Here is a 25,948-nt window from a genome sequence, read left to right on the forward strand (position 1 = left end):
GCCAATCTCATGCGCAGAAATGCTCACCCGTGATTTTCCAAACAGGCTCTTACATATTTCCGCTCGCCCTCGGCAATCTGCTGGGACCACTCCTGCTGGGCCGATTTTTCGACACGGTTGGCCGGAGGCGTATGATCGCGATCAGTTACGGGGTCTCCGGTTTGCTCATGCTGGCCGTGTCCTGGCTGTTTGGCGAAAACGTTCTGACAGCGTTTACGCAGACAGTTTTCTGGTCGACCATTTTCTTTTTCGCGTCCGCCGCAGCCAGCGCCGCCTACCTCACCGCTAGCGAGATATTTCCGCTGGAAATGCGCGCTCTGGCCATCGCGTTGTTTTATGCCGTCGGCACACTGTTCGGGGGCGTCGCGGCGCCGACGCTATTCGGCCGGCTGATCGAAGCGCCCGGGCCGGTGCCGCTTGCTTGCGGCTATCTGGCTTCAGCGATTCTGATGTTGGCGGCGGCGGCCGTCACCCTGAAATGGGGCGTCGACGCGGAGGGCCAATCCTTGGAAGCCGTGGCGCCGCCGCTCTCGTCATCGCGACGATAAGGTCATCGCGGCGCCGATTCTGGAGGCATGCGGTCTCCAGAATTGTTACAAAATGAGCGTGTTTGGAAAACTATTCCGGCTGCGGTCCGGGGCGCTCAATGTCGTGCAGTTGCTTGAGAAGTGCGGACACCTGATCGTGCCGCGCCTTCGCCTTAGCAAGTTGTTCCGGCGTGAGGAGATCATGAATTTTCACGGCGACGTCCAGGCGAGCGGCGTCTTCCTTCGCGTGCAGAGCCTCTTCCTGCTGCTGCAACGTCGCCAGTTGCGTCTTGTCGACAGCGCCAGGGGTTAACAGGATGTTCGTGATCTGCTCGTGAATATCACGTCCCTGATCACGAGCGTCCTTTTTGTCCTCATGAACCTGTTTGAAGATGTCATGCAGCGCCGATTTCTGCTTCGATGTAAGATCGAGCCCTTCGAGCATCGGAAAGCCAGGTCCGCCCATGCCGGGACCATGAGGGCCCGGGCCAGCCTCCATGGGGGGATGATCGTGGGCGACGGCGCAACCGATCAGACCAAAAGAGCCCAGAGCGATCGCCATCGTAGGCATTACTGCAAGCAAAGTCCGCTTCATCGTTTTCCATCCTGAGGGGCGGGATCCGAAGTCACTCGCCCGATTTACATGACCACAACCCAAGTATGCGTCACGACGCCACCCAGCATTGATACGAAATGTAAGTAGACGGCTGACCGATGTAACGATCTAATCTGAAGTGAACGTGCTCTTAACTGTCTTTCATGGATGAGTGTTGGCGCGATTTCGAACGGGATTACGGCGTCGCTCCCGAATTAGAAGGAACCGCGCTTCAAGCAGCGGAATCCGCCTCCCGTGAGCATGCTCAGATTACCTGAGCTCGCCACTGGAGGAAATATTTTCGGGTATCTTCCAACCAATGTTGAAAAAACTGGAAGGCACGGAAAGCTCTATATTGCGTGCCGCGGCAAAAGTCCGCCTTTCGGCGCTCGGCGGCCCGCTTCGACGAACTGGCGACGACTACGGGATTTTCTAAAACGAAAAGAGCCGACGGAGCCGATGGCCACAAAATTACAGCGCGGACAGGCGGGACGCTCTTCTTGCAGGGTCAGTTGCGACTTCACAAGCTTCGGCGAGCAGGCGTTATCGGGGCGATTCAGCCGAGGTCAGGGTGACCCGCCCAAGTCGCGGGCTACAACGAACATGCTGGCAGGAGAACTGTAACGTGACTCCCTCAAAACGACATACGCTGACTTAACACTACGTTGAGGCCTAGCAAGGCATAAGAAGTTGCAACTCGATACACTCAGGGCGGCCCTGTGTCTGAAACGTGTCCTCCTGCCGTGCACCCACGATCAGGCAGGAGCCTAACTTATCCAGAGCCTCCCCGTCACCACACCGTCTATTCTTACGCCGACAGGCAATGCTCGATCAGAGGCTCTGGGGCCGTCCGCCAGGCATGATTCATCTCCCCGAACTACGTCTCAGAAACTCCTTCTTACAGAGTCAGGAGATGCTGTTCTTTGATCCGGTTGGCCTCGTTCAGAGCTTCGTGCCACTGGATTTCGATAGCTGATCGTTGTGTCAAGCATTCGCAAGCACTCCGCTGGGCAAGTAACTGAGCCTATGCGGAGCTGTAATCATGCGTCGCGCGGCCACATTTCTCGTAGCGACGTCAGCGATTCTGCTCGCGACGCGCTTGCTGACCGATGTGATTTAAAGCCACGAATCGACCGAAACGTTTCTGGTGTTCAAGCACCCCGCCACACTTGCACTTAGCCGCAACGAGTTGGCAACCTTTCCGCCTTTTCAAGATATCGTTCTCGATAGCGACGGAATGGATCCAGCTTACGTATCCGTTGATCACGTTGCTATGGTGGCAGCTCCTTATGCGTTCGGCGTGACGCCTATGCTGTGGGTCTTGGAGAGATTACGTAACCACAGACGACCTTCGGCTTAACACACCATTAGAAAAACATGAGAGCACGGTGGCAGCCCCCCTCCTCCGAACGTGTAGGTGTGCCTCGCATCAGAACGGCGAGAAGCGGCTCTAGCCACAGATACCCGGCTAGAGCGCCGCAGCATCGGTTCTGAACTAGCGACGCGGCCCCTCTGAATCACCGCAATGAGCGAAGCATCACGCGGTAGCGTTCCCGCAAACGCCACAGGAACGTGGTGACGCGTAACAGCCCGGCCCCGCTGACAAATGCCTACCAATCAGTTAGAAGTCTCATTTTAAATGTGTCAAAGGATGTCAATTCATGGATATGCAGATCATAGACCAAACCTACAGCCAACTTCAGGCTCAGGCGCAACAATCTGCGCAGGCGCTTCAAACACTTGCCGGGAAGCTGCAGGCCGCAGCAGCGAGAGGCGACAGTCAGGCCCGTGAGTGGGGGCTGGATTTGAAAGAAATCGCGCTTTCCTTTCAGGCCGAACAGCAGCAGGTGGTCGCTCTTCTGCAATCGCTGCATACCGCGGCCTCGCAAGAAGTTACGCAGCAAGCACCTGCAGGATATGCGCCACAGCCACAAGCTCCCGCACCGCAACAATCCGGAAGTTTTCTTGGTAACCTGTTGAGTTCGAGCTTCGGCCAATCTATCGCGGCTGGTGCAGGATTTGGTATCGGCGACGATCTTATTAAGGACATTTTCTAACCGCCGCAGAGCAACACGCTCTTCAGTATCGCCCCCGGAATTGAGTGTAACAAACCATCCAAAAGCTGCTCAATGACGCACGGAACGAAGGAAGTTGATTCGGTTCACCGCCGATCGGCTAATTCGTGCGCAATTCACTAATCAGACTTACCATCCGCCGTTTTACCTCGGCGGATGGCGCCGCGACGAGAAGCATTTTCGCTGCAAATTTCCCATGGCATCCAGAACCATGGATGATGTCATCGTCGAGCGACATGCGCTGCGTTTTGGCGTATCTACCGGATCCGTTTTACTGCACAGATTCTCAAAACATGTAAAGAGACAATGGGAACACCAATATTCCCAACCTAATTCAAAGTGCTTTTGTTGATATTTATAAAAAATATTTTGCCCCCTCCGACAGATCGACTTCTGAGAATACTCTACTTTCATCTGGCAAGTACTCGGAAGCAGGTCACGCACACCCAAAACGGACCACTGTCTATTTCGACACTCTATACGATCAAAGAATAAAATTATCGGTTACATAATGTAACATCAAAAAGTGACATGAACAATTCCAACCAGAAATTTTTTTCCGACAAGTTGAACTTTCACTCAGAACAACTGGAAGACATATGTTAAAAATAATTTTATTTTTTTTAACAATCGCTATCGTTTTCAGGACCCAAATTATGATTGTTATGGAAGGTAGAGAGCTGGTTCTTCATTTTCATGAGGGAGATAGCATATTGCGTTCTAACCTTCACAGCTAGAGAACAAACACACCTCGCAACAAAAACATTTTTTGGAGAGAGCGTATTCAAAAAACAAAATCTCAGCAATTAACTTGACAACAAAAAAAAGACGACTGATTTATAAATGATGAGATCGACGCACTTATTTTAAAAATAAGAGAATTGTCTCAAAAATATGAAAAAATAATAGCCACCGGCCCTTCCATGGGAGCATACCCGGCGATTAAATATTCAAAATTTCTTAATATTCATAGTGTTTTAGCATTGTCTCCCAAATGGACGATAGATCCAAACCTTATCGATACGCAAGAACCTGAACTCAGAAGCCACTTACTTGGCGGAAATATGCATGACATAATAGAAAAGAATTACACAGAAGCAATGAAAAATGAGTGCATAACCGGAAAATATTCCAACAATAATATCATTATATGTTACGATCCATACAACAACTTAGATAAATACAACGTAATAAAATTAAGAAGTCTATTCTCTTTTAGAGAATCAGTATTTCCACACTGTGGCCATGTCGTTTTCGATCAATTACATGGATCTGAAAATTTAAAAAACATTGTTACGTCAATGCTTAAAGACGACATGCGGGAGGCGTGCTTTTTAATATCAAAAATTAGAAGGGGGCACTAAAATAGAATAAAATCCTTTTCCAATATTTTTCATGAAAGGCATTCCTATTATTGTTTTCTAATGATAAAAAAACTCATAACCATTAAATCTTCTGGTTACAGAGATATTTCATCCCATAAGTTTTTATTTTCAATTCTAATGAATCGTTTGATAAGGAAGAAAATGTATACCAAATCCAGGGAAGTAGAGGTTTTTTTTGTAATATCTGGATACATTTGTCTAACAAAAAATATAAAATAAGCAAGGAATATTTCAGAAAAGATATTTTTCGTATTATGGATTTTCACGGATATATATTAGATTATTCTCTACCTGAAAACAACTTGACTTGGTCAAATTATTTTTATGAAACAAATAATTTTTCTGTACCAATTTTTGCAAAAAAATCAAAAACAATATCGTAATTATAACTTACGTTTTCGGTGAAATTTTCTATCTATACTTTAAAAATGGAAAAGTTTTGCTTAATAATTCGTGCACAAATTGCGAATTATTGACATTACCCCCTATAGAAAAAACAAAACGAAAATATATTTTATAATAATCATTTCATGAATGATTTGTTCAGAATAAAGACGACTCATGGATACGCTATGTCCGACCCAGGAAGAAAAATAATTTTCACCTCGAAAAACGAAATGAGTTGGGAAAGTTTTTCTTTGCACGCCTGCATCGATAAAGACACAAATGTCCCACAATTTTCCTATCAAATGGAAATTGACAATAGAACAAAAACATCCAACGAGGAAAACAGAAAAGAACCAACAAGTTTTTTTCTTGGATTAATAGGAAGTTAAATTCCGTTATTTCCAATACTTCGGCCAAAAAACACTGATCAGTAATTATGAGTGATAATCTTCGTTTTACACTTATGTGTGGAGCGCAATACACTGCGCAGAATAAACCTGCTTTGACGCCAATGCGCGCAAGGGGGTAAACCAACGGGTATTATAGATAATTTGGGCCGATCCTATCCGCATGATTGAGTGGGTCTTCTCAACCATGCGAATGCAAAAGATTTTTTATGATTTCTAATCATAGCATCGCACAAGTTTGAAATTATGATTCGAGACTAGTCATCAACTCTACGCACGAGAATCGTTGATTTTTCAGCTATGAATCTATCCGTCTAGACGCTTGAAGTCATGTCATCGTTATCTAGGGTGTGTTGCCAGTAAACTCCGATGATGGCGGAGGCTAGTTTACACGGCTGCGAGAAAAGTTGACTTCAGCGTGTCGTCGCACCTTCGCACGACTTCATGCTGCGCGCGAAAGCGTTCAACGAAGTTCCGTTTTTATATATTGAAAAACAGATTTCATGCGGGCAGATACGGTTCTTCTTTGACGGGATAACCGGCGTACCCCCCTGATGCTCGAGCTTTTCGATGACCGGATCGTAGTCATAAGCCTTGTCGGCGATGAAGGCTTGGAGGTCGACTCCATCGAGCAGTGGCTCTGCTTCAACGATGTCCGCCCTTTACCCGGGTGTCACGGAAAGAGCCACAGCCTTTCCCTAAGCCACGGTAACGATACCGGACCGTTTCCACAACAGACGGCTATCTGCAGCCGTCCTACCGACATGACCTTCGCGATCTAGGAAAAATCTTTTGTCCGCTCCTACTGACCATCGCTCAGACAATGCCGACGCATTCACTCTCTCCCTACTCCAAGAAAGGGACAAAAATCACAAATCAAACGAGTCTTGATCGAAAGACTCTTGAACGGCAAGCGATTATGGTCCAGACAATCACGTTGTTCGACGAACAGATTATTCGACGTTTGGATAACTGGAGTTTTGAATATTGCTACGGCGTCAACGTTTAGGCCACCGCTTTTAATATCCGTTTGAACCGGTGGGAACCTCGCTTAGATGGGGCCTGAGCATTTCAAAATTCATGGTAAGAAAAGAACTTCGAGCTAATCGCTCACTTCGCAAAACGAGCAACCGTTCCCTAACACCAAAGAAAACGAGTTGCTTCATGGTCCCCGCAGTACCACGAGGAAGGGAAACCTTCAAAACAAGAATCTTTTACAATTACCTGTTTTATAACCTTGCAAGGTAAAAGCATTATCAATTTCCGTTTCGCTTGGCTGATGCAACGCAGAGGCGTAGAGACACGCGACAACAAGCTGAAGCCAACCCACCCTGCAGCAGCACAACTTGTCTCTACCCCCTCATAACTGACGAAACACTCTACGAAAATTCATCGCAAAAAAGTTTGCCCTGACGTTCCGGTATCGCCAAGGTATCTCTGCATATTAAGCTTGGAGAACAGCGTCGTCAGACTGCGTGTCTATCAACAGATAAGGACCGGCAGCGCGTATCTGCAAAACCACCAGGGCACCTCTTCCAATCGGTAGTTCTCCAAACGGAAGTAGAGCATTACCAGACGTCCAACGGGCGTTGCCCCTTCCAGACTACTCCACCCCGCCAAGTCACCCTCTTGCAGATGAGGCGTCAGTGTCCGGGCCGTCTTACCTTCAAAAAGTGTGATTTCGCCGACTAAGACACCCAACCGTCGACGGTCGTCGACAAACGGTCCAATAACGTCACAAGGCCGACTGGCATGAGACATAATCCGGACAGATTGGACAGACGCCGGAACCATGAACATCACCCGCCCATTATCCTCGCGGGTCGAATGGATTGAGACACCTGTATTTGCGATCAGATGCAGGCCGGGTTCATCCGTCGTAGGCTGAGCCTCATTACGGACCTGACAGGCCAGAAGACCAGCGCGAGTTTCGAGTTGGCGGAAAAGCGGCTCCATGACTTCGCGAGAAACTGCCAGAGGGGGCGCAGCGTCATCCCAACGCGGATTGCGAGGTAGTGTAATGGACACGACATTCCTACTTTGAGTGAAAGCGCGACGGTTTCCTGTGGCGAGGTAGCTTTCCGTGAGCATCCCGTCGGCCACAATGACGGAGTGTTCTTACATTTCGATATGGTAGTATTCGTAGGATGTGATCGTGGTGTCGTAGAAAACGGAACGGCCGTTCGCGAGCATCCGAGCCGGGACAAATTTACCACCGAAAAAACAAGCAGTGCTCGGAGGTAATTAACATATCCCTGAAGGTTACGCCGTCAGAAATTGCGTCCTTAACAATACGAACAGGATATCCCGCCTGATCCAAGGGCAGGTCTGGTCGAACGTTGCATTGCGCCCGCCCTGCCGAAATCACATGGCGAAATTTCTCCGCGCCATCGACGTGCACGACAACTTTATCGCCACGCTTCAGATCTTGAACGGCGACATCTCCGAATAGCGTTCGAAACATCGACCCGCCAAGAAAGCATGTAAACGTGTCGTTTTCACTATCCCACGTTATATCGTCTGGAGTTACGCCCGAAGCAAAAGATATATTCGTAGCTAACGTTATAATTGTTCCGTTTTTGTTTACTGAAAATGTATAACTTCCATCAGAATTTTCAGTCCATACGGGAGATTCACCCGTTATGTCCTCCGTCGCAGCCGCCAGATCGAAGTTAATATATGAATTGGCGTTGAAATTAGTTATGTGAGAATCGAACTTTACGCTATTTCCGACGTACAGACTTGAATCGCTAATGAATCTATATTCTTATTATTTATTCAAATAATAAGAATATAGAATAATATTGATCTAATTTTTATGTTTCAATCGTTCATCTGGACGGAGCGAAACGTCGTTGCTTTGGGCTCCAACCTCTCAACTTCGGGGATACAGTGCGTTGATTGATGATTTTGAATCTGATTTTTGCGCTATGCTTTATTCGACGCGAGGAGGAGGAAGCGGCTCTGTCCTGTCAGCTTTGTTGAGGAGGTTGGGTGGAAAGAGCACGTCTACGGTGCGTTGCAAATGGCGCGGGATTGTCATGTTGTGTGTGACAAGCCACCGCTGGAGCCACAAATTCGGGGCGGCTTCTGGCGTCTCAACGAGGTCAAGATCGTAATCTACGCCAGCCTCAACGGCCGTAACGCGTACTGAGCAAGATATTCAGATACAGCGAACCGTGAAGGCAGCAGATCGTTCGGCATGATGCAAAGCGATCTCGTAGCGGATCACGTAACGCAATCCGTTGAACAGTTCGCACAAATCATGCCGTCGCTATTCCACGCCCTCCCGTACCGGGACAGGACGGGACCCCCAACGAGCACTCTTCGCCTAATACGTAAGAGGGGTACGACTTCCGAACTTACGTCATTCAGTTTTACTGAATCCATTATCCACGAAATTACAGAACACACCCTAGGTAAAAGTGGGTCAAATTCGGGGGCTCGTTCTGACTCGATGCAAAAAGGCAGACTGTCGCGAGGGCATAGGCGAGATTGCGCAGTGTCTCGTCACAATCACCAGCACCGCGATTAAAGCAGAGATCAAATGGCGTATTATCACCTCCTCTTAAAGGTACTTTTAAAAATCGGACGAAATTGTCAGTACCGCTGTAAATGCTGAGCCAACTATGTAGCTCGGGGTAGATGCGTTGACTGTGTTTCCAAAAATGCCTTTCTGCTTTACGGCGGTGAGGCCGAATCCACTGATGGACGACAAGTAGTTCACACCTCCCATATTGACGAGGTTAACCATGATTTTTGGATGCAGCCGCGTGTTGAACGACGGCAAACTGCGGCCGATGTTCAGGTCCGCCGTGACGTATCCAGGAATTTTCTGGTCGTTCATTAATGTAGAATACTGGGAACCTTGATAGCGAATGTTAAAGTTTCCGAAATAAATACCGTCATCATATGTCAGACCCACGGCGCCACTCCATTTTGGAGCCCCGGGATCCCTCTTTCCCTTTGTCGTAAGATAATCGGTTCCAGCGTCAACATCATTTCCCAGTCGAGTATGTAGAAACTGGCCAGACGCATAAGCGCTGAGGTGACGCCATGGCCGGGTCCCCACTTCTCCTTGGAAACCCCAAGCCTCTTCACCACCTGCGGCAATCTGCGTGCTGATAAGTACGCTAGTTCCGGGTAGGTAGGATGAACTGCTGATCTGGTGGTTGGTGAGATTGTAATGAAACCACGAAGCGGAAACATTAATGGGTCCGTTGTGGCGGTAGCCGACTTCCTGACCAATAAAGTATTCTGCTCCGAGATTTTTTGAGGGCGTGCTGGAGGGCGTCGCCGATGTCATTGAAAACTGCGGAACATAAGGGCTCCACCCGGATGGCAGTCGGTAGGATGTCGTCGCATTCAAGTAAATTTGATCTTTTTTTGTGATATAATAGCTGGCGAGCAGTTGCGGGGTGGGCTCGAAGTAGCTCTTCCCGGCCTTGTATGGGACAGAGCCAGGAAGGTTTTCTGTCGCACTGACAGACGCCATGGAAACCTTGAATCCAACGTCGATCAGGAGCTTATCTCCCAACAAACTCACGCTATCGTCCAGACCAATCGCATTGACTTGTTGAACTGTATTTTCCTGATAACCCGTAATGGGCACCCCATTAACCGTCAAATATCTATCGCCGTAACTCCAGGCTCCAGACGGAGACAAAGCGTATTGGTGCTGATACTCGGTGTGATTTCCGTAAGAGTACCAATAAAATAGTGAAAGCGTGTTGTGCCCCGCCTTCCAGTCAAGATTGGTCGTAAGGCCACTGGTGTTTTGCCTCCAGGGATGCACACTCTCAACAGTGACCTTGCCGGATTGACCTTGGTAACCATCTAAAGCGCCATACTTCTCGGTACCGAGATAACCTCCCGCAACAGGAATGGTTGATCCATAATTATTTGGACCTTTCTGGAACGTTGTATAAGGTTCTATATGAAGCGTCAGGGCGTCAGATAATTTGAAATCGTTGTGCATCGCGCTGAATAAGACGTTTGTAAATCGTTCGTTTAATTTGTAATAATTCGTATCTCCCGCGGTATATATTCCGTTATAATTAAAACTTGTTCCATAATTCTTCCACTGCGCCAAGTTTGAGGTCCTATAGATATTTTGATGCGAGCGTGTATAACCAAAAATGATGTCTGTGCTGCTTCCTGGAGCCCATTGCTTTTCAACATTGGCGTCTACATGATAGCGCTCAATTTTCCCCGGTCCGCGCCACACATTAGCCCCTGAGTGAGAAAAAGAGGCAAATGCACGGACATCACTGTGACCAATTTCGCCCGTATTCAAACGGAGAAACTGCTTTTGTAGACTGTGCGTTCCGCCTGACAAATCAATATATCCGCCAAACTCATCTGTAGGGCGTATCTCCTGCATCGAGACCATTGCTCCGTCTGCATTATAGAGTGGAGCAGTAAGATCAACAGAGCCCTGTGTAACCTTGATGGAAGCAAGATTTTCATTATCGACCATGGACGTCGCCCATGGCGCATAGCTGAACGCATCTGAAACTGGTACGCCTTCAAACAGAAACCCGATCTGAGACTGATCGAGGCCTCGAATGTGCATGGTCTCGGTTTCGGTGTTGATAGGACCTTCGTTACCTGCCTGAACGCCTGGCAAGCTGGCAATCAGCTGCGTGGGCGAGATAGTGGGAATTTGTTTGGAAATATAGGCTCGCGACACCTCACTCACAGAAACAGGCGCGCTTTGCTTGACCAAAAGTCCCCCACCAGCATTATGTCGCGGCGCACGCACACTGAACTCTTCCGCCTTCGACTGCGATACAAACTTGCTTACGCGAGCCGGTCGACTGCGTTGCGCCGCCGCTGTTGTTGGGAGTTCCGCTTTATGATGGGGACGAATTTTTGTAGAGATTCCAGCAAAAGCATCTCCGTCAACAACAGCAAGACAACAGGGCACAATAATACAAGAAAAAAGAAGTCGCCTTCGGAAGAAGCTCCGGGAGGTCTTTAAGTATTTATCTGTCATTGTTATCCTAGAGAGGTCACTGCCTCGGGGAGAAAACGTCACGTGTATCCGCGGCATCGTTCGTGATGCATTGGCGATCTTTACGAGAGGCTTAAATCTCTGTGCATGAAACTTTTATGATGCTCTTGTGCTGTTTTGTCGAAATTCATTGTATGTGTCAGAGAGAGGCCTCTGATGTGCCATGTCGCATTGTAAGTCGCCTCCAATCGTTACGGATTAACAAACCCTCATTTCTGGAATGCCCACGTTGAAAAAAATCCCTCTTAAAACACGCAAACCTGCGTCATTTTTCGTCGGTATATCATTTGCTTTGCTGGTTTTTGCTCTTGCGGGCGCCTACATGACGATCAAAACCCGTGAAAATAAATTTTCTTATTATCATGACGTCAGACTTCAGAAATTGCAGGAGGCAATATTTCCCCGCCTTTCGGCAATCATGGCAGACACAGCATGGAAGAAGGAGGTGTTTTTTACTCCAAGTATGGTCGCCTTATCTCAGGAGCGTCGTCAAAGACTAGGCGATAGTTCGACCTGTACGCCACAACCACTTTGCATCATCCGGTCATGGGCGATTAGCGAGCATGAGCGAACGGTTTTTGGCAAAATTCTGCAGAAAATTCCAAGAGGCTCTCGATTGAAATATGACGAAAAACAATGGGATTTAGATGTGGACGCCATCAATTATATTTTGTCTGTTTATGGTGAGGGGAAAGATCCTCATTACCCTAAAATAGATGCAGCTTCTGTGGACGTAAGTGCAAAAGATTTTTTCGATCTGGTTATTGGAATGCAAGCAAAAGTCCTAAGTGGATCATTCCAACAGGGCGACGCGTCTCAACCTTTTTTTAAGGACGTGATAATGAGTGCTCTTTTTTTTCTCGACGCCAACGATAGAATGGACGCCATTCGGTTTTCTGAATTGTGGAGCGACTGGAACGCTCCTGCGTTAGATTTCGCACACCATATAAGTTGGAAAAGGTATCCTTATACGGCTATCATTGTTCCCGGCGAGGGGCCAGAAGACGTACGCACACAACTCTCAGCGTTGGGGAAATTTCGCCTTACGCTAGCTGTCGAAAGTTTCAATCAAGGGCTAGCCCCTTTTATCATTGTCTCTGGTGGCGCGGTACACCCCGCTCATACTAATTTCGTAGAAGCTGTTGAAATGAGGCGTTTTCTCATTGAGCATTTTAATATTCCAGCAAGACGAATTGTCACCGAACCTTACGCACGTCACACGACAACAAACCTGCGCAACGCCTCGCGGACTCTACAGATCCTTGGGGCCCCAGAGGATAGACCCGCAGTCATAGTAACGGATCGTGCTCAAAGTGATTATATTTCAAGCTCAACTTTTTCTGACCGCAATATGAACGAATTAAAGTGTGAACCGGGAAAGATCAGTGAACGGCTTTCACCGTTTTTGACAATTTTTGTTCCCAACAAGGAGTGCAACAAAACAGACCCATGGGATCCGTTAGATCCCTAGAGATATCAGAATTATGTATTTGATTTTTTGTCAAATTTTTTACAACAATTTTATATTTTTTCATACAGCGGAGTGTGAATTATTCTAAAAAATCTTTATTTACGCGTGGTTTTGTGTGACTGAATCCCTTCTGCGATGACGGCGAGATGGAGCACGAATCACGGCTGGCTTCGTCGATGCTGAATAGCAACCTGACCGGCCGAGTGGGCCTGGCAACCGACTTGAAGAGTTTCTTCGAATGTCAATTTTGGGTCTTTCGCCCCGATCGGGGTAAGACTCTAACCTGTGCGGATGCGAGCAAAGGCGGCCGCTCGTCCTTTGATCCCGTGCCGATGTTCAAAACGCTGGTTACCTGAGCGCTGAATACTCTGTCCGATAATCGGTCCGGTTCTCGCGATACGGTGTGGCTGGATTACGCCCGATGGCAGCGGCTGTAATCATAACCCTTGCTGGCGTGGAGCTTTCCCGGACGACTGCGTGGGTGCCCTGTCTCTCTCCGAATAGAGAGTAGCGCATCCAAGAGAGACTCCAGCATCCTGCTGTAATGGAGGAAAGTCCCATGGAATGCCGCTCTGAAGAACAAATCGTATCGCCGTCAACGCCGAACGGCCGAAAGTGCCGGGGGCGTCCACCTCTCGGGCGCACAGGAATAACAGGACGAAGCAGTTCAATAGCCGCACATAGCCCGTTGGAGACAAGAGCGGAGAACATTCATCCTCACTCCGCATTCAAACCAAAGCACAACAGGTCTGGAAATGCGTTCCTGATCTTTCATCGAGATTTTGTCCGACTTGCTGAACACAAATCTATCTCGAATCGCTAAATTCTGTACATCCTGTCCAATGTCTTGAAGAAAGTCGCAGCAAATCATGAGCTAGTGTATGCTAAACAATTTGGTCAAACAGCCTCGATAATCGTGGCATTGGCGATCCCGCCGCCCTCGCACATTGTTTGTAGGCCGTAGCGCTTGCCGCGCGCCTTGAGAGCGTGGAGCAGTGTCGCCATCAACTTTGTGCCGCTGGCGCCGAGCGGATGGCCGAGCGCGATCGCACCACCATGGATATTGAGCTTCGCCGGATTTGCGCCCGTCGCCTTCAGCCACGCCATCGGTATCGAAGCGAACGCCTCGTTGACTTCAAACAAGTCGATGTCGCCGACAGAAAGCCCCGATCGCTCCAAAGCCCTGCGTGTCGCCGCGATCGGCTCTTCCAGCATGATGACCGGATCGCCGGCGGTAACCGTAAGGTTAGCGATGCGGGCCATCGGCGAAAGTCCGAAACGCCTGAGAGCTGCTTCGCTCGCTAACATGACGCCAGAGGCGCCGTCCGTCATCTGGCTGGCATTTGCGGCAGTGATCGTGCCACCTTCGGCCAACACTTTGACCGACGCCATTGCCTCCATCGTGCCGCCGCGCCTCACCCCATCGTCTTCGTCGAAAACATGGCCGTCCGGGGTTATAATCGGCACAATTTCGGCCTTGAAGGCGCCGCCGTCGATCGCCGCAGCCGCCTTGGCATGACTGCCCAGCGCATATTCGTCCATTGCCGCACGGCTGAAACCATACTTATCGGCGATCATCTGTGCGCCGTGGAACTGACTGAATTCCGTGACGCCGTAGCGCTGCCGAATTGATTTCGGCCATGGCCCGTCACCGATCCCGGCTTGCGCATGGAGAGTGTAGTTGGAGCCCATCGGCACACGGGTCATGCTCTCGGCGCCAGCGGCGATAACAACGTCCTGTGTGCCCGACATCACCGCCTGAGCCGCAAAATGCAGCGCCTGCTGCGATGACCCACACTGGCGGTCAATTGTGACGGCAGGAACGCTGTCGGGCAACTTTGAGGCGAGCACCAGATTGCGACCGAATGCGAACGCCTGCTCGCCGACCTGGCTAACGCAGCCGACAATGACATCGTCGATCGCGGCGGGGTCGATGCCGGTGCGTTCCACAAGCGCGTTTAGCACCGTTGCACCAAGATCGGCGGGGTGTACGTCGACCAATCCGCCCTTGCGCGCCCGCCCACCCGCGGTGCGAACGGCATCGACAATGTAAGCTTCGGCCATATGTCAGATTCCCTTGAAATCCGGCTTGCGCTTGCCCAGAAAGGCACCAACGCCTTCCCGCCCTTCATCGCCCACACCGGCGGCGGCTATCGCCCGCGCTTCGCGTTCGGATTGGGTTTCGAACGATGCAGAATAACTCTCGAGAAGAAGGCGACGGGCTGCCGCGAGCGCGGCCGTCGCCGACGATGCGAGTGCCGCGGCAGTTTCCGCCCCCGCGCCATTGAGGTCGTCAACAAGACGGGTGACAAGACCAATCGCCACCGCCTCTTCGCAGGCGACGCGGCGATTAGTCGCGATCAATTCCTGCGCGCGGCGAAGGCCGACGACGCGGGGTAGCCACCACGTCAGCCCACAATCCGGAACAAGACCAATCGCGGTGTACGCAGAAGTAAAGTGTGCGGACGAAACGGCCAGTACGATGTCACCCGCAATCGCCATGCTTAGGCCTGCTCCCGCTGCAGGCCCATTGACCAGCGTCAGCAGCGGCTTGCCCATGCGCGCGAAGCGCGACAGCGCTAGCGTCATGGTTCCTGCAAGCTCGCTCAAATAGTCATCGGCTCGATCCGCCGCCGCCTGGAAGCTTGCGATGTCGCCGCCTACACAGAACATGCGCCCCGCGCCGGTCAACACGACGCAACGGACCGCCCGATCGTGGTCGCAACGGATCGCCGCGGCGAGCAGTTCTCGGGCCATCGGTATGTCAATCGCATTGCCAGCATCAGGGCGGTTGAGGGTCAACCATGCGACCCCGTCGCGGACCTCGACCAGCAGCGAGCGCTCCGTCATCCCACCCTCTCCATCGCGCACGCGGCAAGATCGATCGACCTAGGCAGACACGCGGTCCGCTCTTCCGCTTGGGCGGACGTAGCGGCGCCACAGACCACCCGCCCCCTGATGCATGGCAAAATCGCCAACCCGGATTTCTTCAGTAAAATCGCAGTTCTACGCATGGAAAAACTCGTCCAGCTCGAGATCGGTATGCTGCATCAGGACGCCAACGACATGAGCCTTTTCCTTCAGCTCGACGAACAGCCCAGTGATCGGGCGGTCATGACAATCCCGACGCGGGCCTTGCTCATCAGGCGAGACGACAGTGCAAACAAAATTCTCGCCCTTCGCCGCCATCTCCGCAATGCGCTCGGCCCCGATGCTCATTTCGGCGCCATACGGATTGCGCCATCGAGGCGAATCGTCTCCCCGTTGAGCATCGGGTTGGTGATAATGCTTTCGACCAACTGGGCATATTCGTCTGGTTGGCCGAGGCGGCTAGGGAACGGCACCTGTTTGCCAAGCGAGTCTTGTGCTTCCTGTGGCAAGCTCGCGAGCAGTGGCGTCCAGAAAATCCCCGGCGCAATCGTCATTGTGCGGATGCCATAGCGGGCGAATTCGCGAGCTATCGGCAGTGTCATGCCGACCACTCCGCCCTTCGACGCTGCGTAGGCCGCCTGCCCGATCTGCCCGTCATAAGCGGCGACCGAGGCAGTGTTGACGATCACGCCTCTCTCTTCCCCCAGGGGATCGGCGTCGTGCAGACGCTCGGCGAATTTGGAGATGGTGTTGAAGGTGCCAATCAAGTTGATCGTAATGATCTTCGCGAAATCCGCCAGAGCAACGGCAGAGCCGTCACGGTTGATGACCTTGGCAGGCGGCCCGATGCCCGCGCAATTGACAAGGATACGCGCTTTGCCATGCAGGCCCTCGGCTTCGCCGATTGCGGAGCGCACGGCATCCTCATTGGTCACATCGACCTTGACGAAATGTCCACCGATTTCGGCTGCCTTGGCAGGTCCCAGCTCCCCGTTCAGGTCGAAGATTGTCACCTTCGCACCCGCACGGGCGAGCCGCTCCGCCGTGCCCGAACCCAGGCCGGATGCGCCACCCGTGACGATGGCGGCCACTCCACTGATAATCATGGAATTCTCCTACGCTTTTGCGCCCGTTTTACAAAAGAATGCATAACTCCTGTCACGGTAGGGACATATTAAAGCGCCAGCGTAAAACCGCCGTTGACGGGATAGGTCTGACCCGAAATCCAAGAGCTGGCGTCCGATGCAAGGAACAACACCATATTGGCGACGTCGGTCGGTTCCCCAGGGCGCCGGATGATATATTTCTCGAATACCTTTTTGACCCGCTCGGCATCCTGCAAACTCGCTTCGATTGCAGGGGTGCGCGTAGCCGATATCGCGACGCAATTCGCGGTAATTCCGTAACGACCCAGCGTTCTTGCGACACCACGGCTGAAGCCCGCAGCACCAGCTTTCGCCCCCCCGTACACCTCGAGCCCAACGTCGCCATAACGAGCCGCGTCAGAAATAATCGTGATGATACGGCCGGGCGCCTTACGCTCGATCATTCCTGGAATGACGGCGCTGACACAATTGAGCACGCCGTAGAAGTTCACGCCGATCGCATGATTCCAGGCCTCCGGACCAGTTTCCCAGAACGGTTTGCGCGCGTCCTCTGACGGGTTGGTGCCCATGTTTCCGGCATTGTTGACAAGCACGCCAATCGGGCCGAGATCCCGGGTTGTTCTGGCAACGGCGTCCTTGACGGCGGCGAGATCAGTCACGTCAGCCTGAACCGCGATCGCCTTACCGCCGGCCGCGCGCACTTCGACAGCAACCTCCTCCGCTCGATCGAGATGAAAGTCGTTCACTGCGACGCCAGCACAGTCATGCGCGGCCAGATGCAGCGCGATTTGGCGCCCGACGCCCTGACCTGCCCCCGTTACGAAGGCGATTCGCCCGCCGAGGCTCAATATATCGTCCATTGCACTTCCTTTTGAATCAAATATTTGGAAAAATTGTATTATTTACGTGTTATTTCTGAAGAACGTGCACGTAGCAGACCGCTCCAATACCCACCATGTGGGCCAGCCCGGTACGTGCTCCGGGCTGTTGTCGTCCTGTCGCCTCACCCCGCAACTGGCGAACAATCTCACCGACCTGTCCCACGCCGGTCGGCCCGATCGGGTGGCCCATGGCGATCAACCCCCCAGACGCGCTGATGGCGCACCGCCCCCCGATGTCGAAGGCGCCCTCCTTGAGAAGAGGAATGAACTCGCCCTGCTCGCAAATTCCGGTCGCCTCCGCATAGAGAAGCTCTTCGATCGCGAACGCATCGTGGACCTCGATCACGTCGAGATCTCGAGGCCCGATCTGCGCCTCACGGATCGCCTGCGCCATGATCTCCGCCGACAATGCAGTATCGGGATTCGTCTGATTGCCAGCCTTTTCGCTGCCGGCCGCCGATGACACAACCCGTACCGCCCTGCCCGCATCAATGCCGAGCCTTCGAATTCCCTCTTCCGACGCGACGATGACTGCAGCCGCGCCCTCCCCAATCGGCGTACATTGCAAAGCAGTGAGCGTCCCGGCGATGGGCCGGGTCATCACCTCTTCGAGCGTCCTGACCTTACGCCGCTGGGCATTAGGATTGAGCGCACCGTTCGCGTGGTTTTTAACCGCGACGAGCGCCACATCTTCCGGGGCGACGTTATGGCGGCTGCAATATTCATCCGCGAGCAAGGCGAAATGGGTCGCAGGCACAATAGCATCGTCGGCCAGACTGGGGACTCCGGTTGGCGCACGGAAGACTGGCGAGGTCCGTTTGTCGACGCCGACCACAAGCGCAACGTCGCTGATCCCGGCCCCCACTTCCAGACATGCATGACGAAACGCGGTCGATCCTGAAGCGGAAGCGTTTTCGATATGCACAAGCGGTTGGCCATGCGCCCCAAGGTGTCGCAGCATAGGACGGCCCGCCGCCATGCCGAGCAACGCTGTCGCGACATAGCTCGATTGAACATCCTCCCACGCGATCGCCGCATCGGTCAGGGCTTCGCGGATCGCTTGCAACCCCAGCGCGACATAGGGAGTGTCGCTGGCGTGCTGATAGGGGTGAAACCCTATGCCCACGACATAGACTGGCGAAAGATCGCCCAAAATCTTCACCATTGCCTTGTCCTTTATACGGCCGGCCTGAAACGGATATCGGTCGAACCGCGATCAGGTCGGGTTTCGGCCACGATCATCGTTTCCATCGGACATCCCGGCGCCAATGCGTCCTGGCCTGCCTCGATTAAACCGCGAACGACGACTCTCCGCTCCAGCTCCATCGAGCCGACGATGAATGGCGCAGGTCGCGCCGGGTCCAAATGCCTATGCACAACGGCGCTGGCGATTAGCGTTCCGCGGCCATCCAACTCCGTGCGATCGATTTTTGTCGACCCACAACGCTCGCAGCCATAACTTTGCGGGGGAAAGAAAACATAACCGCAAGAGTTACAACGGCCACCATAAAGCGCAGGAGGAGCCGAGTCCCCAGACGCCCCGGTCGGTTGAAACAATTCGTCGCCCAGCCCGGTCTGCATCATCTTGGCTGTATCTCTCATCACTTCAAAATTGCTTCCTCAAAGCTGACAATATATTTGCTATGTGTCAAGCAAATTAAATTTCGTCCGACAGGCCACTTCGTATTCTTCCCTTATTCTATCTACCAGTTCTTTTACTCCTTCTATGCGGGTCACGCCGGAGATTGAATGCCCCGCGCTGGTGAGGTCGGTCCAGCGGCGCGGCCCCCGCGCGCTGGCGCCGTAGGCCTCACGCGCGGTCTGTTCTGAAATCGTCTCATCCAACCGATCCGGGTCCAGGCCGCTTGCGATGATGGACGACCTCATATAGCTGCCCCACAAGCCGTTGAATGCGCGGGTCAGCACGATGTCATCCATCGAATCTGAGACCAACGCATGGCGATAGGCGTCGCTAGCCATGCTTTCATTAGTTGCGATAAATTTCGTCCCCATATAGGCAAGATCACAACCAAGGACACGGGCCGCCAATAGCGAGGCGCCGTCGGTAATGCCGCCAGCAAGCACGATGAGGCCGTCAAACATTGCGCGGACAGCACGTACAAAAGCAAACGCATTGAGCCATCCCGTCTGCCCGCCGGCGCCAGCTGTGAGCAAGATGAGGCCGTCGACGCCGGAGTCAATCGCTTTTCGCGCGTGTGCGAGCGTCGCTACGTCCGCCAGAACAACAATCCCCGCTTCCTTGAGCTGCGGCATAATCGGCGCAGGTGAACCGACGCTGGTAATGACGATCTGCGTGCCATATCGGGCGAGTTTATCGACCTGTTCGGTAACCTTGTCACTGCGCATTACAAGATTGGGACAGAAAGGCGCCGCGCCGGGCGTCTCGGCCAGCGCAGTGGTGATCTTTTGCAGCCAATCCTCCAGCCGTTCCGGCGGAGTGGCCAAGCCGGGATTGAGCGTCGGGAAGGCCCCGATCACACCCGACCTACAAGCCGCGATAACGAGGTCTGGCCCCGACACGCGCAACATCGGCGCTGCAATCAGAGGAATTGTGAGACTCGATACAATAGACGTCACTTTTTCTGCTTTACTCAATGCCGTCACGTGACTGCTCCTCTTCGCACTGTATCGTGAAACAAATCCTTCATTCCGCCGCCCCGGACATAACTTCTTCCTATGACACCAAGAATAAAGGGATGATCTGTGGAGCGTATCCGGCCTGATTGGCGCCACCCCATGGTGGCGCCAATCAGCAACCGCCCCAGCCAGAAGATGGCGTTGCCGCCAAGGCTGCGAGGTCGAAGACAGCTCAGCATTGCACTAGAGAACCAAGACTAGATCAGCGCGATCCATTCCCGCTAACGCAACAGATTTTCGACTAACCTTGGCGCACAGTAGAGCACGAAGACAAATCACTTCCACCTGCCGTCGCGTCAAACGGATATGTGACGGACATAGAAACAGCCCGCGTCTCGACCGTTGTCGTCATGCTCGCACCTCGCGTCATTGGATTGCCGTCAACTCCCCTCCTTCGAAAAGATGTTGGCATAGGTCGTGCTGCGAGCAGCAGCTTCATCACGGGCCGCCTGCATTTCCTCAGGAGTCGCCATCTTCGCGATCATCGCCTTCTCGAAGGCCAGCGCTGTGTCGAGGCCTACCTCCAGACTGGCATTAAGGAGCATCTTCGCGGTGCGCATGGCAAAAGGCGCCCTCTCGGAAAGCTTTTTCGCCATTTCCAGAGCTTGGGCGAGCAGATGGTCAGGCTCGCAGACCTCGTCGACAAGACCCATGCGAAGAGCTTCCGCAGCGTCGACCGGTTCGCCAATCATGATCAGGCGTTTGGAATTGGCCAGGCCGATCAGCCTCGGCGCTCGAGCGGTGCCGCCGCCAGCTGGCAGCGCACCAAAGCGAATCTCGGTTAGACCGACTTTCGCGGTCGTAGCTATGAAGCGGAAGTCACACGACAGGGCAATCTCAAGGCCGCCGCCCATCGCCGCGCCGTTGATTGCCGCTATGACAGGCTTGGGCACCCAATCGAGCGCAATACCTGCCGAGGGGGCCGCCGTCGCGAACTGAGGCGTTGCCGCCGTGATCTCGCGCAGATCCGCGCCGCCGCAAAAATGCCGACCGGCGCCCGTCACGATGACCGCGCGAATCGCCGTATCATTCGAAGCGTCGAGCGCAGCGGCCTGAAGAGCCTCCTTCAACTCCCGATTCAATGTGTTCGCACGATCCGGGCGGTTCAACGTGATGATCGCCACCGCCTCCCGTTTTTCCAGCATGACCGTATCACTCATGCGCGCTACTCCTCATTTTGTTTTTGTTGATCACTAACAGTGATGGCGACCATACGGTCGCACTTGCGGGCCGCATTTCGATGAGAGACGACCCGGCAGGAGCGCACCCAAGGTTTGCTTCTTTAGGCGTCACAGCCACCTGCAATCCCTGCGCACGACCCTGAGGTCGCCGTGCACCCTCTGCTCCTGCGCCGGTCATCCCGAACCTCTCAGACCCAATTTACTATATATTTGTTATTCATATAGCAAGTTAATTTGGGCGCGTATCCGAACCTTTCATTGTGTCTCTAGGAGATTCGTAAAATTCTTGCGGTATGGTTCACGCTTTGGACGGGAAGATTTGTTCCGACCGACCGAACATCGTAACACGACGACAGGACTGGTTCGATGCCCAGCCCGATCTTGATCCTGCACGGTAAATCTTCGTCGACAAAATCCGAGCCTCCACGAATATGGCGCGGCGCTATAGGAAGTGTCCAAGCGGCTGATGCAAGCTCTAGTAGCTCTGTTGACCGGAACACATCCGTTACAAGTCCACCCCGAGCCGATGCGATGCCACTGACCGCCCTGAGAATCGGCATCGACAATACTCGAGTATAGAAAATAGCATACAACATCTATCTACATCTCGGAAGAGGAGAGTTAGAGATACCCAGGCTCTGACCTTTTTATGGATGGAAAATCAATTGATTTCTTTTTTTATTATATAATGAAAGAAGAGTTTTTCCAATACTCCACATCATACAACGTGACCCGGAAATCTCTAAGCGGAGGCAGATGACTTGACTCCCGGGTCACACCTTTCAAACTTGACGCTCACGCCCCACCCAGTAGGGATCGCGCAACTCACGTTTAAGCAGTTTTCCCATCGTATTTCGCGGTAGGGCGTCGACAATATCAACCGTCTTCGGTCGTTTATAAGACGCCAGCAGCGGTGACACAAATGACAGCAGCGCCGCTTTCTCGAGCGACGCACCAGGTTTGAGCTCAACAACTGCCTTCACCTGTTCGCCGAACTCAATGTCGGGTATCCCGACAACCGCGGCGTCCTGTACGGCGGGATGCTTGCAGATTGCAGCCTCGATTTCGGCAGGATAGATGTTCACACCACCAGATATGATCATATCTTTTGCGCGACCTGTAATGAACACATAACCCTCGGTATCCAGGCGTCCGATGTCGCCCGTGCGGAAAAACCCGCGGTCATCGAGTGTATCCTGACCAAGCGCTGCTGCGTTCACATAATTCGTAATAGTCACGGGCGTACGGACCCAAACCTCACCATCCGTGCCCGCCGGCAGCGACTGGCCATCGGGATCTCTGATCTCGATGGTCACATGTCGATGCGGGAGTCCGCTCGATTGAGGGCGGATCGCCTGCTGCGCAGGCATAAGGGCGCAAATCATCCCCGTTTCGGTCGAGCCATAAGATTCCCACAAGATTGGGCCGAAATGATCGACGATCCACTGCTTCAATTCAGGCGTCGTTGGTTCCGCACCGATACCAAGCATCTTCAAGGATGAAACGTCATAGCGGGCGATCACATCGTCAGGGAGGCTTGCAAGCCGTTTGTACATCGTCGGCACCGCAGTCCAGCTGGTGACACGTTCGCGATCGATCAAAGCGAGGACTGCCTCCGGATCGAACCTGCGCAAGAACACCATCAGTGACCCTGTGGCGAGCGCTGCGCGCACGGTAGCGGGACCTGCGCCATGATGCATTGGCAACGTAATCAAGACGATCTCATCCGCCGTCCTAGCGCGGACCTGCGTAACCGATTGCATGTATTCACGCAGCTCAGTAATCGATGACCGTGGAGCAACCTTGCCGACCTTCACCCCTTTGGGGAAACCAGTCGTCCCCGAAGTGTAAATGATGAGCGGGGCTTCCTCCTTGGAGAAACGGGGCCGAGCGTGCCTCGAGACGAGATCGTTCCAGGCCAGGAAACCTCCCACCGACGAATCAAACGACACGCGAAGGCGAAGCGGAAATTCCTCCGGCGTCGACAACAAAGCATCTGGCCGCTCATCGTCACATATCAATGCCTGAGCATGGCTATTACGTAGAATATAGCCCACCTCACTGGGCGTAAGTCGCCAGTTAAGGCCTAGTATCTCGCACCCGAGTTTCGCGCATGCGGCAGCCACGATCGCCCATTCATGACGGATCTGCAACCGCACAACGACGACACTACCCTTTCCCAGGCCAGCGTCGGACATCGCATCCGCCAAAGCGTCGGCTAAGTCATTCCAGTCGCCGTAGGAAAGCCGCCGATCGCCGTCCACGATCGCGATATCATCACGCCGCTCGGCTGCCCAAAACTCGAGGCTTCCAGGCACTGGCTCCACAGCCACAGGAACGCCCTTCTCCAAATTGATTTCATTAGTCATCAGTATTCCCCTCTATTTAAACATGTTTATTGGATAGCAAGTTTAATGTCACTCGCTGTGCGGTGAATCCTCTGCTGAGGTCTCCACCAGGCGCATCGCGTAAAGAGTGCTATGCGTAATCGGGGTGTGTCAGATTTCCGGTTGGGGAACCGCCTCGACCTGCTTACCGCCCGACCATCGCCAGCAAAGGCGCCCCGCGCCACATCCCGGCCGTTTCGTCGAGCGACACAGGTTGAGGGGGCAGTCACGTTAACGTAGTGTTTTCGACAGAGGCCGCTGACGGGCCTTTCAGGCGGGGAGAGCTATTACGTTCGCGCGATGGCGCTACGAAAGCGGAGTGGCTTTTAATTCTTGCACGAATAAGTCGAGCGTGGCGATAAATGCCCGTGCAGCAGCGGAGCGGTAGGCGCCCTCTCTTTGCAGCAATACCACCTGCCGTTCTTGGGGTGGCGGCACGAGCGGCCGAGATAGCAATCCTTGGCGTTCGATGGCGACGGCATCAGGAAGAATTGTGACCAGCGCACTGGACTTAACCAGCTCAATAATCGTCGTCATAGAGCTGGTTTCGATAACGACCTTCGGTTCTATGCCATGCTGCTTGAAATGTTTATTAATGGTCTGACGCGTGGCGAACGTGCCAGTTAATAGGATCAATTCTTCTTTTTCGATGTGCGCAATATCGATAACTTCATTCACCATTACCGGGTGGTCGTATCGACCGACCAATGACAACCGTTCCGTATGGAGAGGATGCGAAACAATTCCGCTTGCCCTCGATGACCCGAATGCGAGGGCGCAATCCAATTTGTCGTCCGCAAGGTCTGCTTCGATTTCGTCCTGTGACAAGGCGCTTAGATCAAGGGTGATTCCCGGATATTTCTCGCGGAAGCGTCTTGCAAGTGGCGCAGTCAGATAAGCGCTGAAACTCGGCGTAAACCCGAGCCGGAGCACGCCAGAACTTAAATCGTTAACGTCGCGCGCGGCACGACTCGCCGCGTCAATTTCGCGAAAGGCGCGGCGCACATGATCCAAATATGTTGCGCCTGCGTCCGTCGCGCGAATTGATTTTCCTGTACGGTCAAGCAGTTGCACGCCGAGTTGTTCCTCTAGCTGGCGTATCTGCTGCGATAGCGCGGGTTGGGACACGTGCAGCGCCTGAGCCGCTCGTGTGAAGCTCCCATACTCCACAACCGATGAAAGATAACGAAGGTGACGGAGGAGCATCTGTATAACGCCTGCTTATAGAACCGATATGCAATCAGTCTTGGACAGTTATAGCCAGAAAGTCGATACCTACCTCACGAAACTTGGAGGTCGACAGATGAAGAGACTTACCGGAGGGCTCAAAAAGTTCAGAGAGGGGAAGTATTCCGAGGCGAGTGCGGCATTTCCCGCTCCTCCAGGAAAGCCTCAGGTTAGGGTTTCGGATTTTCGTACCCACCATTCGGGTGGCATCGCCTGAGTTTCAATCTAGTCGGTAGGTGAGCTAATGACCCAAGTGCAAGTAACCCAGGCGGCTCGCAAGGCGCTCGCCGAGGCCGTCGTTCAGCGGAAGGCTGAGAAGCAGCTCAGCTGGGCCGGGATCGCTGAAGCCAGCGGCCTCTCCCGCGAGTTTGTAACCGCTGCGCTGCTTGGGCAACACCCGCTGCCGGCGAACGCGGCTGAGGCAGTCGGTAAGACGCTCGATCTCACTGATGGGGATGTGGAACTGCTTCAAGCGATCCCGATCCGTGGCAGTTTCCCGGATGGCGTGCCGACTGACCCCACCATTTACCGCTTCTACGAAATGATTCAGGTCTACGCCACGACCCTGAAGTCTCTCGTCCACGAGGATTTCGGTGACGGCATCATCAGCGCCATCAATTTCAAGCTCAAGGTTGAGAAGCGGGAAGATCCGGAAGGTGGGCATCGCTGCGTCGTAACGCTCGACGGGAAATATCTCCCGACCAAACCGTTTTAACGTCGGCGCTCAAGGGCGCGGCCCTATCATTGCCGCCTCTCTCCTGGGGCGTTTACAGC

The 25,948-nt window shown here is 52.9% G+C and carries 18 protein-coding genes and 1 pseudogene; 5 read left to right on the forward strand and 14 right to left on the reverse strand.

What is annotated here, in order from left to right:
* On the forward strand, window positions 1–548 hold a 548-nt coding region (locus tag J2D73_RS18020), incomplete at its 5' end, for an MFS transporter (protein WP_207883626.1).
* Window positions 549–618: 70 nt separating this feature from the next.
* Here J2D73_RS18020 and J2D73_RS18025 read toward each other — a convergent pair.
* Window positions 619–1,122 (reverse strand): Spy/CpxP family protein refolding chaperone, encoded by a 504-nt coding sequence (locus J2D73_RS18025; RefSeq protein WP_207883627.1) that lies wholly within the window; start codon window positions 1,120–1,122, stop codon window positions 619–621.
* 1,661 nt (window positions 1,123–2,783) lie between these two features.
* Here J2D73_RS18025 and J2D73_RS18035 point away from each other — a divergent pair.
* Window positions 2,784–3,179, forward strand: coding sequence for a hypothetical protein (locus J2D73_RS18035; RefSeq protein ID WP_207883631.1), 396 nt, complete (start codon window positions 2,784–2,786; stop codon window positions 3,177–3,179).
* Between the two features lie 4,406 nt (window positions 3,180–7,585).
* Here the strand turns inward: J2D73_RS18035 and J2D73_RS21305 are convergent.
* Window positions 7,586–8,131 (reverse strand): Hint domain-containing protein, encoded by a 546-nt coding sequence (locus tag J2D73_RS21305; RefSeq protein WP_369334008.1) that lies wholly within the window; start codon window positions 8,129–8,131, stop codon window positions 7,586–7,588.
* Window positions 8,132–8,956: 825 nt separating this feature from the next.
* Window positions 8,957–11,374 (reverse strand): TonB-dependent receptor, encoded by a 2,418-nt coding sequence (locus J2D73_RS18045; protein ID WP_207883634.1) that lies wholly within the window; start codon window positions 11,372–11,374, stop codon window positions 8,957–8,959.
* 247 nt (window positions 11,375–11,621) lie between these two features.
* Here J2D73_RS18045 and J2D73_RS18050 point away from each other — a divergent pair, with 247 nt between their 5' ends.
* Window positions 11,622–12,863, forward strand: a complete 1,242-nt coding sequence (locus J2D73_RS18050; RefSeq protein WP_207883636.1) for a YdcF family protein — start codon at window positions 11,622–11,624, stop codon at window positions 12,861–12,863.
* An 897-nt stretch (window positions 12,864–13,760) separates the two neighbouring features.
* Here J2D73_RS18050 and J2D73_RS18055 read toward each other — a convergent pair.
* The 9 genes from J2D73_RS18055 to J2D73_RS18095 all read right to left on the reverse strand — a co-directional run bounded on the left by J2D73_RS18055 (window position 13,761) and on the right by J2D73_RS18095 (window position 21,539).
* A complete protein-coding gene (locus J2D73_RS18055) occupies window positions 13,761–14,927 on the reverse strand; it encodes an acetyl-CoA C-acetyltransferase (RefSeq protein WP_207883638.1) in 1,167 nt (388 codons plus the stop codon).
* A gap of 3 nt (window positions 14,928–14,930) precedes the next feature.
* Entirely contained in the window at window positions 14,931–15,713 is a 783-nt protein-coding gene (locus J2D73_RS18060) for an enoyl-CoA hydratase/isomerase family protein (RefSeq protein ID WP_207883640.1), read from the reverse strand.
* A 156-nt stretch (window positions 15,714–15,869) separates the two neighbouring features.
* A complete protein-coding gene (locus tag J2D73_RS18065) occupies window positions 15,870–16,082 on the reverse strand; it encodes a hypothetical protein (RefSeq protein WP_207883642.1) in 213 nt (70 codons plus the stop codon).
* Entirely contained in the window at window positions 16,079–16,840 is a 762-nt protein-coding gene (locus J2D73_RS18070; RefSeq protein ID WP_207883644.1) for an SDR family NAD(P)-dependent oxidoreductase, read from the reverse strand. Before J2D73_RS18070 ends, J2D73_RS18065 begins: the two co-directional genes overlap by 4 nt.
* Before the next feature lie 68 nt (window positions 16,841–16,908).
* On the reverse strand, window positions 16,909–17,700 hold the full coding sequence (locus tag J2D73_RS18075) for an SDR family NAD(P)-dependent oxidoreductase (RefSeq protein ID WP_207883646.1): 792 nt from the start codon (window positions 17,698–17,700) through the stop codon (window positions 16,909–16,911).
* Window positions 17,701–17,749: 49 nt separating this feature from the next.
* Window positions 17,750–18,886 carry a thiolase family protein gene (locus J2D73_RS18080; protein ID WP_207883648.1) on the reverse strand — a complete coding sequence of 379 codons (1,137 nt, stop codon included), beginning with the start codon at window positions 18,884–18,886 and terminating at the stop codon, window positions 17,750–17,752.
* An 11-nt stretch (window positions 18,887–18,897) separates the two neighbouring features.
* Complete coding sequence (locus J2D73_RS18085; RefSeq protein ID WP_207883650.1) at window positions 18,898–19,323, reverse strand: Zn-ribbon domain-containing OB-fold protein; 426 nt, start codon at window positions 19,321–19,323, stop codon at window positions 18,898–18,900.
* Window positions 19,324–19,362: 39 nt separating this feature from the next.
* Window positions 19,363–20,475 (reverse strand): nitronate monooxygenase, encoded by a 1,113-nt coding sequence (locus J2D73_RS18090; protein ID WP_207883651.1) that lies wholly within the window; start codon window positions 20,473–20,475, stop codon window positions 19,363–19,365.
* A gap of 284 nt (window positions 20,476–20,759) precedes the next feature.
* On the reverse strand, window positions 20,760–21,539 hold the full coding sequence (locus tag J2D73_RS18095) for an enoyl-CoA hydratase/isomerase family protein (protein ID WP_207883653.1): 780 nt from the start codon (window positions 21,537–21,539) through the stop codon (window positions 20,760–20,762).
* Between the two features lie 347 nt (window positions 21,540–21,886).
* Between J2D73_RS18095 and J2D73_RS21455 the strand changes: the two are divergent.
* Window positions 21,887–22,024: pseudogene (locus tag J2D73_RS21455) on the forward strand (IS630 family transposase); the annotation flags it as partial.
* A 318-nt stretch (window positions 22,025–22,342) separates the two neighbouring features.
* On the opposite strand, the gene J2D73_RS18100 reads toward J2D73_RS21455, so the two are convergent.
* Together J2D73_RS18100 and cynR are read right to left on the reverse strand one after the other, a co-directional pair.
* The gene (locus tag J2D73_RS18100) at window positions 22,343–23,929 is read right to left on the reverse strand and encodes a class I adenylate-forming enzyme family protein (protein WP_207883655.1); all 1,587 of its coding nucleotides are present in this window, start codon (window positions 23,927–23,929) and stop codon (window positions 22,343–22,345) included.
* A gap of 324 nt (window positions 23,930–24,253) precedes the next feature.
* On the reverse strand, window positions 24,254–25,153 hold the full coding sequence (gene cynR, locus J2D73_RS18105; RefSeq protein WP_207883656.1) for a transcriptional regulator CynR: 900 nt from the start codon (window positions 25,151–25,153) through the stop codon (window positions 24,254–24,256).
* Window positions 25,154–25,418: 265 nt separating this feature from the next.
* Here cynR and cynS point away from each other — a divergent pair, with 265 nt between their 5' ends.
* Entirely contained in the window at window positions 25,419–25,889 is a 471-nt protein-coding gene (cynS, locus tag J2D73_RS18110; RefSeq protein WP_207883658.1) for a cyanase, read from the forward strand.
* Window positions 25,890–25,948: the final 59 nt, after the last annotated feature.

Origin of the sequence: Acetobacter sacchari, from assembly GCF_017377715.1 — a bacterium.
Lineage (GTDB): Bacteria > Pseudomonadota > Alphaproteobacteria > Acetobacterales > Acetobacteraceae > Acetobacter > Acetobacter sacchari.

What these genes read in the sequence shown, in the direction of transcription:
- J2D73_RS18025 (WP_207883627.1), bottom strand. Translation starts at nt 1,122, where the DNA reads ATGAAGCGGACTTTGCTTGCAGTAATGCCTACGATGGCGATCGCTCTG.
- J2D73_RS18035 (WP_207883631.1), top strand. Translation starts at nt 2,784, where the DNA reads ATGGATATGCAGATCATAGACCAAACCTACAGCCAACTTCAGGCTCAG.
- J2D73_RS18045 (WP_207883634.1), bottom strand. Translation starts at nt 11,374, where the DNA reads ATGACAGATAAATACTTAAAGACCTCCCGGAGCTTCTTCCGAAGGCGA.
- J2D73_RS18055 (WP_207883638.1), bottom strand. Translation starts at nt 14,927, where the DNA reads ATGGCCGAAGCTTACATTGTCGATGCCGTTCGCACCGCGGGTGGGCGG.
- J2D73_RS18060 (WP_207883640.1), bottom strand. Translation starts at nt 15,713, where the DNA reads ATGACGGAGCGCTCGCTGCTGGTCGAGGTCCGCGACGGGGTCGCATGG.
- J2D73_RS18065 (WP_207883642.1), bottom strand. Translation starts at nt 16,082, where the DNA reads ATGAGCATCGGGGCCGAGCGCATTGCGGAGATGGCGGCGAAGGGCGAG.
- J2D73_RS18070 (WP_207883644.1), bottom strand. Translation starts at nt 16,840, where the DNA reads ATGATTATCAGTGGAGTGGCCGCCATCGTCACGGGTGGCGCATCCGGC.
- J2D73_RS18075 (WP_207883646.1), bottom strand. Translation starts at nt 17,700, where the DNA reads ATGGACGATATATTGAGCCTCGGCGGGCGAATCGCCTTCGTAACGGGG.
- J2D73_RS18080 (WP_207883648.1), bottom strand. Translation starts at nt 18,886, where the DNA reads ATGGTGAAGATTTTGGGCGATCTTTCGCCAGTCTATGTCGTGGGCATA.
- J2D73_RS18085 (WP_207883650.1), bottom strand. Translation starts at nt 19,323, where the DNA reads ATGAGAGATACAGCCAAGATGATGCAGACCGGGCTGGGCGACGAATTG.
- J2D73_RS18095 (WP_207883653.1), bottom strand. Translation starts at nt 21,539, where the DNA reads ATGAGTGATACGGTCATGCTGGAAAAACGGGAGGCGGTGGCGATCATC.
- J2D73_RS18100 (WP_207883655.1), bottom strand. Translation starts at nt 23,929, where the DNA reads ATGACTAATGAAATCAATTTGGAGAAGGGCGTTCCTGTGGCTGTGGAG.
- cynR (WP_207883656.1), bottom strand. Translation starts at nt 25,153, where the DNA reads ATGCTCCTCCGTCACCTTCGTTATCTTTCATCGGTTGTGGAGTATGGG.
- cynS (WP_207883658.1), top strand. Translation starts at nt 25,419, where the DNA reads ATGACCCAAGTGCAAGTAACCCAGGCGGCTCGCAAGGCGCTCGCCGAG.